The organism is Kribbella sp. NPDC023972, assembly GCF_040639075.1.
In the GTDB taxonomy this organism is placed as follows: Bacteria; Actinomycetota; Actinomycetes; order Propionibacteriales; family Kribbellaceae; genus Kribbella.
Genome location: NZ_JBEZZH010000001.1, coordinates 623219 through 633531, shown reverse-complemented (window position 1 = coordinate 633531; position 10313 = coordinate 623219). Strand labels below are relative to the sequence as shown.

At 69.6% G+C, this 10313-nt stretch carries 8 protein-coding genes and 1 riboswitch; all 8 genes read right to left on the bottom strand.

The window, feature by feature from the left end:
- Positions 1-86: 86 nt before the first annotated feature.
- The 8 genes from AB0F43_RS02810 to AB0F43_RS02775 all read right to left on the bottom strand — a co-directional run bounded on the left by AB0F43_RS02810 (position 87) and on the right by AB0F43_RS02775 (position 9973).
- Positions 87-1157 (bottom strand): substrate-binding domain-containing protein, encoded by a 1071-nt coding sequence (locus AB0F43_RS02810; RefSeq protein WP_360469710.1) that lies wholly within the window; start codon positions 1155-1157, stop codon positions 87-89.
- Between the two features lie 360 nt (positions 1158-1517).
- A complete protein-coding gene (locus tag AB0F43_RS02805) occupies positions 1518-2708 on the bottom strand; it encodes an ROK family transcriptional regulator (protein WP_360469707.1) in 1191 nt (396 codons plus the stop codon).
- Positions 2709-3714: 1006 nt separating this feature from the next.
- The gene (locus AB0F43_RS02800) at positions 3715-4518 is read right to left on the bottom strand and encodes an adenosylcobinamide-GDP ribazoletransferase (RefSeq protein ID WP_360469704.1); all 804 of its coding nucleotides are present in this window, start codon (positions 4516-4518) and stop codon (positions 3715-3717) included.
- A 584-nt stretch (positions 4519-5102) separates the two neighbouring features.
- Positions 5103-5633 (bottom strand): bifunctional adenosylcobinamide kinase/adenosylcobinamide-phosphate guanylyltransferase, encoded by a 531-nt coding sequence (locus AB0F43_RS02795; RefSeq protein ID WP_360469701.1) that lies wholly within the window; start codon positions 5631-5633, stop codon positions 5103-5105.
- On the bottom strand, positions 5626-6561 hold the full coding sequence (locus AB0F43_RS02790) for an ECF transporter S component (RefSeq protein WP_360469699.1): 936 nt from the start codon (positions 6559-6561) through the stop codon (positions 5626-5628). Before AB0F43_RS02790 ends, AB0F43_RS02795 begins: the two co-directional genes overlap by 8 nt.
- Positions 6558-8168, bottom strand: a complete 1611-nt coding sequence (locus AB0F43_RS02785; RefSeq protein WP_360469696.1) for an ATP-binding cassette domain-containing protein — start codon at positions 8166-8168, stop codon at positions 6558-6560. Before AB0F43_RS02785 ends, AB0F43_RS02790 begins: the two co-directional genes overlap by 4 nt.
- Positions 8165-9265 (bottom strand): CbiQ family ECF transporter T component, encoded by a 1101-nt coding sequence (locus AB0F43_RS02780; protein ID WP_360469693.1) that lies wholly within the window; start codon positions 9263-9265, stop codon positions 8165-8167. The genes AB0F43_RS02785 and AB0F43_RS02780 overlap by 4 nt, the downstream gene beginning before the upstream one ends.
- Complete coding sequence (locus AB0F43_RS02775) at positions 9266-9973, bottom strand: SCO2322 family protein (RefSeq protein WP_360469690.1); 708 nt, start codon at positions 9971-9973, stop codon at positions 9266-9268.
- 113 nt (positions 9974-10086) lie between these two features.
- Positions 10087-10152, bottom strand: a riboswitch (cobalamin riboswitch).
- Positions 10153-10313: the final 161 nt, after the last annotated feature.

Here is a 10313-nt window from a genome sequence, read left to right as displayed (position 1 = left end):
CTGCGCCACCGAGATCGCGAGCACACCGGGGTTGCGGAAGGTGGCCGAGCTGACCGCTCCTCACAGCGGGGCAACGCCCGGGTGGGTCAGCTGAGGCCGGCCGCGGTGCAGGCGGCGGCGAAGGACGCGGTACAGATGTCGGTCACCTTGTAGATGTTGTCCTTCACCACGGTGTCCTTGATGTTGTCCTTGGTCACCGCGACCGGGTCGAGGATCGTCGACGGTACGCCGTTCTTGTCCGTGGTCGACTCGGGCTTGTTGGCGTTGGCCAACGCCACCGCGCCCTTGGCGGCCGCCTCGGCCTGCGGCTTGACCGCCTTGTAGATGGTCATCGCCTGGTCACCGGCAACGATCCGCTGGATCGCGGCCAGCTCGGAGTCCTGACCGGTCACCGGCGGCAGCGGCGTGACGCCACCACCCTTGAGCGCAGCGATCGCGCCACCCGCCGTACCGTCGTTGGCCGCGTACACACCGACCAGGCCGTTCTTGATCGCGCTGAGCTGGCCCTCCATCCAGGCCTGTGCCTTGTCCGGGCTCCAGTCCGGGGTGTCGAACTCGGCGGCGATCTTGTAGCCGCTGGAGTCGAGCACGCTGTGCGCGCCCTTCTTGAAGTCGGCCGCGTTCGGGTCGGTCGGCGAGCCGTTGATCATGGCCAGGTTGCCGGACGTCTTGCCGGCCTCCTTGAGGGCGTCCACCAGGGTCTGCGCCTGAAGCTTGCCGACCGCCTCGTTCTCGAACGAGACGTAGTAGTCGGCCTTCTCGATGAATCGGTCGTACGCCACGACCGGGACGTTCTGGCCCTTGGCGGAGGCGACCACCGCGGAGGCGGCCTTGCCGTCGACCGGGTCGAGGACGAGGACGTGCGCACCCTGGGTAAGAGCGGCCTCGGCCTGCTGTTGCTGCTTGGCCGCGTCCTGATCGGCGTTGCTGTAAATCAACTCGCAGTTGGCGCAGGCCGCCTTGAGCGCCTCGGTGAACAGGGGCCGGTCGAGCGCCTCGTAACGGGTCGTCTTCGACTCGGGCAGCAGCAGCGCGATCTTCTTGGCCTCGCCGGAGCCTCCGGCGGCGGGTTCGTCCGACCCGCAGGCCACCAGGGACAGAGCGAGGGCCGAGACGGTCAGACCGAGCCCGGCGAGACGAGTTGGAGAGACGAACATGTGGCGGCTCCTTGACGTGATGGCCCGAGTAGGCCTGACGGAAGTCAAGCCCCCGCAGCCTTTGACGTCAAGACTTGAATTCAAGAAATAGACATATTCGCGTGACAAAGGTCCCGGGGCGGCAGCAGGCGCACGCCGTCGCATGTTTCCGGCAGCCTGCCGGTGGCGGCTGACCGGCCGGTCGTCGTCGACCGTGCGGCGGGTTGCTGCACCACTGGCGGCCTACAACACGCCAGCGGTCAAACAACCCGCGCCCCGGGAGGCGTAGCAGGTCCCGATGGCACGCTGTTGCACCGCTGGCGGGTTACAACAGGCCAGCGGTCAGACAACCCGCTACCGGCCTGGGAGGCGGGCGGTTGGTCAGGCGGGGGAGGCGATGGATTTGGTGGCTTGGGTGTGGCTGAGGACGGAGGCCAGGTGGATGGCGCCGACGATGTCGGCGTCGTCGCCGAGTTGGGCTCGGCGGAGCTCGACGGTGGCGGCGGCGCTGGGGATGGCGCAGCGGTCCAGGGCCTCGCGGAGCGGGTCCAGGATCAGCTCGCCGGCCTCCGCCATCAGCCCGCCGACGACGATCACCTCGGGGTTCAGCAGGTTCACCAGCCCCGCCACCGCAACCCCGACCCGGCGGCCCGCGTCCTCGATCACCCGGCGGCAGCCGAGATCGTCCTGCAGGGCCCGGCTGACGATGTCCTTCAGCCGGAGCGGTCCGTGCGACGCGGCCAGGCTGTTGATCAGTGCCCGGGACCCGACGAAGGTGTCCAGGCAGCCCCGGTTCCCACACCGGCAGACCGGCCCGTTCTCGTCGATGGTGACGTGCCCGATCTCGCCCGCCGTACCGGCCGAGCCGCGGAACACTTCACCGTCGAGCACGATCCCCGCGCCCACGCCGTACGAGAACTTCAGGTAGCAGCCGTGCCGGACGCCCCGCAGCGCGCCGTTGCGGAGCTCGCCGAGGGCGGCCAGGTTCGCGGTGTTGTCGAGCGCGACCGGCGCCCGGAGGTGCCCGGCCATCGCCTCGGTGACGTTGACGCCGCGCCAGCCCGGCAGGACCGCATCCGAGCCGGCTTCCCCGCTGACCGAGTCGACCGGCGCGGGCAGCCCGAAGCCGATCGCGGCGATGTCCTCGACGCCGGAGCTGACCGTCTCGGCCAGGTCGGCGAGTAGGCGGGCGGCGCGCTCCATCCCGTCGTCGGCGACGTGGTCGGCCTGCAACGGCATCAACTGCTGGGCCAGGATCTCGCGAGACTCGTCGGCGATCGCGACCCGGACGTCACGCTCGCCGAAGGCCACCCCGGCGAGCAGGCCGCCGCCGGACGCGAGGGACACGAGTACGGCGCGACGACCGTTGCGAATGCTGCGAGACAGGCCGACCATGCCGGCCTGGTCGAGCTCGCGGACCATGTTCGACACGGTCGCGGCGGACAGGCCGGAGGCCGCGGCGATCTCGACCTGGGTCAGCGGGCCGTGCTGCCGGACGACCCCCAGAACGCGCTCACGGTTGGCTTCACGCAACGAAGCCTGCGACCCAGGCGCCGGACGAGTTGCGTTCATTACATAAACATAACGGATCGCGCGGCCCCAACCGCGTCACACCGCGAAACAACCCTCAAGTTCATCTCCAACCTCGCCGTCCCGCTGCCCACTCGACCCGTCACCGTGACAGTAATGCACCACCAACCCCACCAGCACCAACCCACCCCGCGCCGACCCGCCAAACCCCTCGCCATCCCGAGCCGAGGTTCTCCATCGCCACCTTCCACCGAGTCGTCGATCCTGGCGCGCCCGGCAAACGCCTACCACCGCCAAACCCACGACTCGACGAACATCGGCCGGTCAGCCCCACCCGTCCGCCCAGAGCCTCCGGTTCGGGGGTTCTCGTCGGTGGGACCCGCCGAGTTGTCGATTCTGGTCCGTGGCAAACGCTGTCCCTCGCCGAAATCGACGATTCGACGCTCGACGACTCATGGGCCGGCGGCCTCGCGGTCGGTCGACCGCCGCCGTTGCGTGGTGGTCCTCGTGGGTGCCCCAGCCGAACCGTCGATTCTGGTTCGCGGCGAGCGCTGTCCGTCGCCGAAGTCGCCGACTCGACGAGCGCTGGCCTGCCGGGCTCGCGGTCCGCCTCTGGTCGTGGTCTCGTGGGCGGTCCCGCCGAGTCGTGGATTCTGGTTCGCGACAAGCGCCGTCCCTCGCCGAAATCGACGACTCGACGACTCGGCGACCATGGTCCGGCGGGCTCGCGGTCCGGCGACCGCCTCTGGTTCGTGGTCTCGTGGGCGGTCCCGCCGAGTTGTGGATTCTGGTTCGCGACAAGCGCCGTCCGTCGCCGGATTCGACGATTCGACGACTCGACGAGCATGCGCCGGCGGACTCGCGGTCCGGCGACCGTCTCTGGCTGGTGGTCTCGTGAGCGGTCCCGCCGAGTTGTGGATTGTGGTTCGCGGCGAGCGCTGTTCGGCGCCGAAGTCGACTACTCGACGAGCAGGGGCCCGGCGGTCTCGCCGTCCGTCGGCGGCCTCTGGGCGGCGGTCCTCGTGGACGAGCGCGGGCCGGGGCAGGGTCAGGTGGTGAGGGCTAGGGCGAGGAGTGTGGTGGGGAGGGTTAGTTCGATGGCGGCGCCTAGGACGTCGCCGGTGGTGCCGCCGAGGGCGGTGCGGGCTCGGCGGGTGGTGAGGAGGCTGACTACGAGGGCTAGGAGTACGGCGGTTGCGGTGCCGGCGAGGAGTTCTCCGTCGATCGAGCTGACCTGGTCGAAGGTGAGTGGGGCGCCGCCGGGCGGGATGATCGGGGTGCTGAGCCAGGCGAGCATGAGAGCTGCGGCCAGTACGGCGAGCGTCGTGACGACGGCTGTGAGTGGGCGAACGGTGGCGGCGACGGTCGCGCCGAGGCCGTCGGGCCTGGCCGGCGGGATCGTGGTGCGGCAGGTCCAGGGGAGTGTCAGGCGGCTGGCAGTGGTCGCGATCAGGACTGCTTGCCAGCCGAAGCCAGCTTGAACACAAGCCGTGAGAGCCGCGACGTCGAGCAGCAGGACCGCGGTGATCGCGACGACGCCGAACGGCCCGATGTCGCTCTGCTTCATGATCCGGAGCATGGTCGCGCGATCGCGCCGACTCCCGAGCGCATCCGCGAAGTCAGCCAGCCCGTCCAGATGCAGCGCGCCCGAAAGCACGACCAACACCAGAACGCCGAGCACCGCCGCGAGCAGGTCCGCATCCGGCCGCAAGAACTGCGCAACCGCAACAACCCCACCCGAGATCCCACCGAGCAACACCCCGACGAACGGCGCGAGAACCATCGCCCGCCCACCGACCATCCGATCAACCCGCGATGGCATCACGGCCGGCAACACACTCAACGTCCCCATCGCCAGCCACAACCCGTCCCCCCACCCGCCACCACGCGAAGGCCCAGCCCTCTCGCTCTCCGCCCGGGAAGCCCCACTCCCGCCCACTCCCGGAGACCCGCTGCCGCTTGGTGGGGCGGGTTCGTAACCGCCTGGTCCGGTGGGCCCGCTGTCGTTTGGTGGAGTGGTCTCGCCTCCGCGCGCACCGGACGGTCCGCTGCCGTCTGGTCCGGGAGGCTCACTCCCGAGCACTCCGGAAGTCCCGCTCCCGGACGACCCGGCGGGCAGGCTCTCGCCTGGCCCGGTCGACCCGCTCTCGCCTGGTGTGGTGGGCGCGCTGCCGCCTGGTCCGGTGGGTTCACTCCCGCCTGGTCCGGTGGGTGTGCTCTCGTTCGGGCCGCGGAGTTCACTCCCGCGCGGTCCGGGGGATCCATCAGCGCTCGTGCCGGGGGATCCACCAGCGCCCGTGCCGGGAGACCCGCTCTGGCCCGTGGTGGGAGACCCGCTGCCGCCTGGTCCGATGGGGTCGCTTTCGGGTGGAGTGGTGGAGTCGCTCTGGCCTGGTTCGGTGGGGTCCGGGTCGGGGTTGGAGGGGGTGTGGGGGGTCATGTGAGGGGGAGGGTTCGGCCGGCGATGGTCCAGAGGGCGGTGGTGGAGCGGAGGGAGATGGTGGTGTTCAGGCGGCCCATGAGGTCGCGGAAGAGGCGGGTGCCGGGGTCGGCGGGGACGACGCCGGAGCCGATGTCGTTGCTTACGGCAACCACGGTGCGGGGGGTGCGCGACCATGCTTCGGCGAGTTGGGAGATCTCCTGGTCGACCAGCTCGGCTCGGCTCAGGTCGGACCAGATGTCGAGGGTGTCCATGGTTCGGGACAGCCAGAGAGTCAGGCAGTCGATCAGCATCGGGGGGCCGGGGGAGTCGAGCAGTGGGACCAGGTCGATCGTTTCGGCGAGGCCCCATGACGGTGGTCGGCGGGCGCGGTGTTTGGCGATGCGGTCGGCCCACTCCGGGTCGGACGAGCCGTCTCCGCCGGTTGCGACGTACAGGACCTCGGGCTCGGCGGCCAGCAGTCGCTCGGCGGCGACCGATTTGCCCGACCGGGCGCCGCCCAGGATCAACGTCCGCTGTTCAGGCATCGTCCCTCCTCGACTCGAACACCACTGGTACGTCGAAGGCCGCCTTCCGCGCAGTACGACGGAAAGCCGTCAGCACCGGCCGTCCGAGCGCCAGCACCAGTACGGCGCACAGCACGCCACGCGGAATGTCCCACCCCAGCGACGTCGCGATCACGAACAGGAAGTACCGATGCAGGTTATCGGCCAACGCGTCACCCGGGACGAACGAGAAGTCACTGCCGAACGTCGCGTACGGCCAGAACCACAGGTTCATCACCACGCCGTACAGCACCCCCGCCACGAGCGAGTACGCCGCCAGCATCAACAACTCGAGTCGCCCACTCACCCGCGGCAGCAGGCCGGCCAGGCACCCGACCCACGCACACGCGAACATCTGGAACGGCATCCACGGCCCGACCCCACCGCTGATCATCGCGCCACCCAGCAGCGACACAGCCCCCAGCACGAAGCCGAATCCAGCACCGAACGCCCGACCCGCCAGCACCAGCAGGAAGAACCCAGGCTCCAGGCCAGCGGTACCCGGGCCGAGTGCACGCAGCGCGGCCCCGACAGCCGCCAGCATCCCCAGCAGCGAGATCACCTTGGCGTCGATCCCCGACTCGGACAGCTCAGCCAGTACGACGGCCACCAGCAACGGCAGCAGCAACACGAACAGCCACGGCGCGTCGGTGGTGTGCCCGATCGCCGACTCACCCGCCTGATCGGTCTGCCACAGCAACGGCCACCCGAAGGCCAGCACCCCCACCAAAGAGGCGACCACGAGCGCCGCGGTACTCCGCGGCTTCAGCCGCAGGAGGTTGAGGGATTTGGTGGTGGGGGTGGGCGCGGCGGTACTCCGCGGCTTCAGCCGCAGGAGATTGAAGGACTTGGTGGCGGGGGTCGCAGTACTCCGCGGCTTCCACCGCGACCTCAGGCGAAGCGGGTTCACGATGCTCGTTCCAGGGCGGTGGCGACCTCTCCCACGGTCAGGAAAGGCAACGGGGCAAGGATCTTCGCCACCTGTGGCGCGAACGCCGGCGACCCGGCGATGACCGTCGCCGTCTCGCCGTCACTCACTAGTTCGCCCTCAGCCAGCACCAGCACCCGCGTGGCGACCTCGGCCACCATCTCCACGTCATGCGTCGACAGCACCACCGCATGACCCGCGGCCGCCAGCTCCCGCAGGATCTCCACCAGCCGCCGCTTGGCGCCGTAGTCCAACCCGCGCGTCGGCTCGTCCAGCAGCAACAGCGGCGGGGCGCTGCACAGTACGACGGCCAGCGCCAAGCACAACCGTTGTCCCTCGGACAGGTCACGCGGATGCATCCCGAGATCCACGTCCGGTGCTAGCCGATTCAGTAGCGCCAGGCAACTACCCGCCGGCACCTGGAAATCGGCATCAGCCGCAGCACACTCCTCAGCCACCGTGGCCGCGTACAGCAGGTCCGCCGGCTCCTGCGGCACCAGTCCGACCGCCTTGACCAGCTTGGACGGTCGCGTACGACGTGGGTCCACTCCAGCTGCCGACGCCGTACCCGATCGAGGTGTCACGATCCCCACCAACGCGTTGAGCAGCGTGGACTTGCCCGCACCGTTGCGCCCCATGAGCGCGACGACCTCACCGGCTCTGATGCTCAGCGACACCCCACGGAGCGCGGTCACGCTCCCGTAGCCGACCACGAGATCGCGGCAGCTTGCCAGCTCATCACCAGTGACGGCAACGGGTCGGAGCGGCGCAACCTCACCCAGCCGGCTCCGCAATGAGACCGCAGCCCGCCGTGCATCCCGCACTGACAGCGGCAGAGGGGACCACCCCGCAAGACGTCCCAGCTCCACCACAGGCGGTGCGACGGGTGCAGTCACCATCCGCTCGGCCGGCAGTCCAGTAGAAACAGCAGCCGAACCACCCGGTACTTCGATCACCCGGTCGGCGTACTGGATCACCCGCTCGAGGCGATGCTCAGCCATCACCACGGTGACGCCCAGATCGTGCACCAGCCGTTGCAACGTGGCCAGCACCTCTTCAGCGGCTTGCGGGTCCAGTGCCGATGTCGGCTCGTCCAGCACGAGCACAGCAGGATGAGAGGTGAGTGCCGCGCCGATAGCGGTCCGCTGTCGTTGGCCGCCGGACAGCGACGTCAAGGCCCGGTCCCGTACGTCGGCGAGCCCGAGCAGGTCCAGCGTCTCCTCGACACGGCGTCGCATCACGTCGGGTGGCACCCCGAGCGACTCCATGGTGTACGCGAGCTCGTCCTCGACTGTGTCGGTGACGAACCCGGCCATCGGATCCTGACCGACCATGCCGACCACATCGGCCAGATCACGCGGGCGGTACTCCCGCGTGTCCCGCCCGTTGACGAGCACGCGGCCGGCCAGCGTGCCTCCGGTGAAGTGCGGCACCAGACCGTTGATCGCCCGCAGCAGCGTGGACTTCCCAGAGCCGGTCCGCCCAATCACAAGCGCCAGCTCACCTTCGGGCACCGTGAAGCTCACGTCCTGCAGAGCAGGCGCGTCAGCACTGTCATAGGTCATCGTCACTCGGTCGAACTCGATCACGCGACCACCAGCTCACGTCGACGAGCCTGCAACGGCGGTGCAGCCACCGCAGGAGCAAGCCCGATCAGTACGCCGACCACCGGCAGCAGTGGAACGGGTGGCACCACCAGCGGACCCGCCAACACCAGACCGTCAACACCAAGGACTGCGGCGGTGATCATCGCGGCAGCAGCCAGAGCACCTGCACCGACGACCAGCCACTCCGGCAGTGCCCACGGGTCCGGCCGGTACCGCGTCCTCGTGACCCGCTGGCGGCCGATCGCCATCGCGCTCACAGCCAGCAGCAGTCCCACCACCAACGCTCCAGCGGCGAAGGGGAACGCCATGGAGTCGGTCAGCAAGGCGTAGACGCCGAGCAGGATGCCGAGTAGCCCCAACAGCACGCACACCCCGGTGATCCGGCGCTGACGTCGTGGGACCTGCGCCGTACGGCCGTAGCCGCGGGAGTCCATCGCGGCGGCGAGCTCCACCGAGCGGTCCAAGGCGCCCTCCAGTACGGGCATGGCCGTCGTACGGAAGGAACCGCGGGTGCGGCCGCGCAACCGGCGGGCGGCGCGGATACGGCGGGCGTCGGTCACCAGCTGCGGTGCGAAGGTCAGTGCGACCACGCAGGCCACACCCATCTCGTACAGGGCCCCAGGCAACGACTTGAGCAGTCGCCGTGGACTCGCCAGTGCGTTGGCCGCGCCGATGCAGCACAGCATCACGGCCAGTTGGCCGCCGTCGTACAGCGCGGTGACCAGTGCGTCAGCGGTGACCTCGCCGCCGAGCTTGACGCCGTTTGCCCAATCCGGCAAGGGAATCTGGGGCAGGGTGAACAGCAACGTGTTGCCCTGCGAACGCGTCGACAGCAACGCCTGCAGCACCACCCGGATGCCGATGACCATCAGGCCGAGCTTGAGGAACGCGGCGTAGCTGTGGGCCCAGGGAGCGTCGCTGCGCCGGGCCGACACCACGAAGCCGGTCACCACGAGGATCAGCACCAGCAGTACCGGGTTGCGCGTCCTGCTGGCGGCCACAGCCATGCCCAACGCCCACAACCACCAGGCCCCCGGGTGGAGAGCCCGGGGGAGGGTGAGGTGATGGACAGTACGCACCTAGCTCTGCTGACTCGAGCGGCGGCGGCTGAGCAGCAAACCGCCACCGCCCAGTACGACGACCGCCACCGCGGCGACGATGATGCCGGTCCACGGGGCACTGTCGTCATCCGACTCCGAAGCCGCGGGCGCCGGGGCAGCAGTGGAGCCCACGGCCGGCTTGATCTCCGGAGTCACGGACTCGTCGGTCGCCGGGACCTGGATGTTCTTCACCTGGTCGCCGCAGCCCTTGGACGGGTAGCCCGCGATACCGCAGGTCAGCCCCTTCTCGATCCGGACCGGTCCGGCCGCGGCCAGGATCTTCGCCCCGGTCGCCGGCACGTCCGTGACCACACACGTCCCGGTGGCCGGACCCGGCGTCTCACCGCTGGGTGCGTCTTCCGGCGTACCCGGGTCGACCACCAGAGCCACCCGCTTCTTGCCTGACTCGGCCGGAGTCTTGCCGCAGATCGCCTCGAAGTCGCCCGCTGCCCGGGGCACTCGGGGCTTGGCGCCCCCGACGGCGTACCGCCAACCCTCCACGGCCCCGTCGGCCGGTACGACGACGTCGGCACCCTTCTGCGCGAAGACCCACTGGCCTCCGCTCCACTGGTAGTAACCCCAGAAGCGGTAACCGTCCTCGGCCTGGGCGGTGCTGGCGACGGTCCCCGCCAGCAGGAGACCCGCCAGCAGGCTGAGGACCAGTCGTACGGTCCGTTGTGCAGTCATGTCGTGTCCTCGATCGGGCCGGAGCCCGGTGGAGGAAGTCCCGCCTGCACAGGCAGGGAGGGGCTCCACCCGCGGACCACGGCGGGTAGTTGAGCCTGTCTGCCTGTGTCACAGTGTTCCGGCTCGCCACCAGAGGTGGCCTACGGTTGCGGGTCAGCGCCGGACTTGGACCGGCTTCCCTGTGACACAGGAGTGGGTTCAGCCGCAGCTTAACAAGGAAGTCCCCCGCTGGCGGCAATGCTTGACGCTGGCGACGCCCAGGCACGCAGCGATGCACGCACCTGGACGCCGCCATCGTTCAAGCACCGCCGCCAGCGGGGCACTAACCCGTACGACGCCG

Coding starts and splice junctions, on each gene's coding strand:
- AB0F43_RS02810 (WP_360469710.1), bottom strand. CDS start 1,157: ATGTTCGTCTCTCCAACTCGTCTCGCCGGGCTCGGTCTGACCGTCTCG.
- AB0F43_RS02805 (WP_360469707.1), bottom strand. CDS start 2,708: ATGAACGCAACTCGTCCGGCGCCTGGGTCGCAGGCTTCGTTGCGTGAA.
- AB0F43_RS02800 (WP_360469704.1), bottom strand. CDS start 4,518: ATGGGGACGTTGAGTGTGTTGCCGGCCGTGATGCCATCGCGGGTTGAT.
- AB0F43_RS02795 (WP_360469701.1), bottom strand. CDS start 5,633: ATGCCTGAACAGCGGACGTTGATCCTGGGCGGCGCCCGGTCGGGCAAA.
- AB0F43_RS02775 (WP_360469690.1), bottom strand. CDS start 9,973: ATGACTGCACAACGGACCGTACGACTGGTCCTCAGCCTGCTGGCGGGT.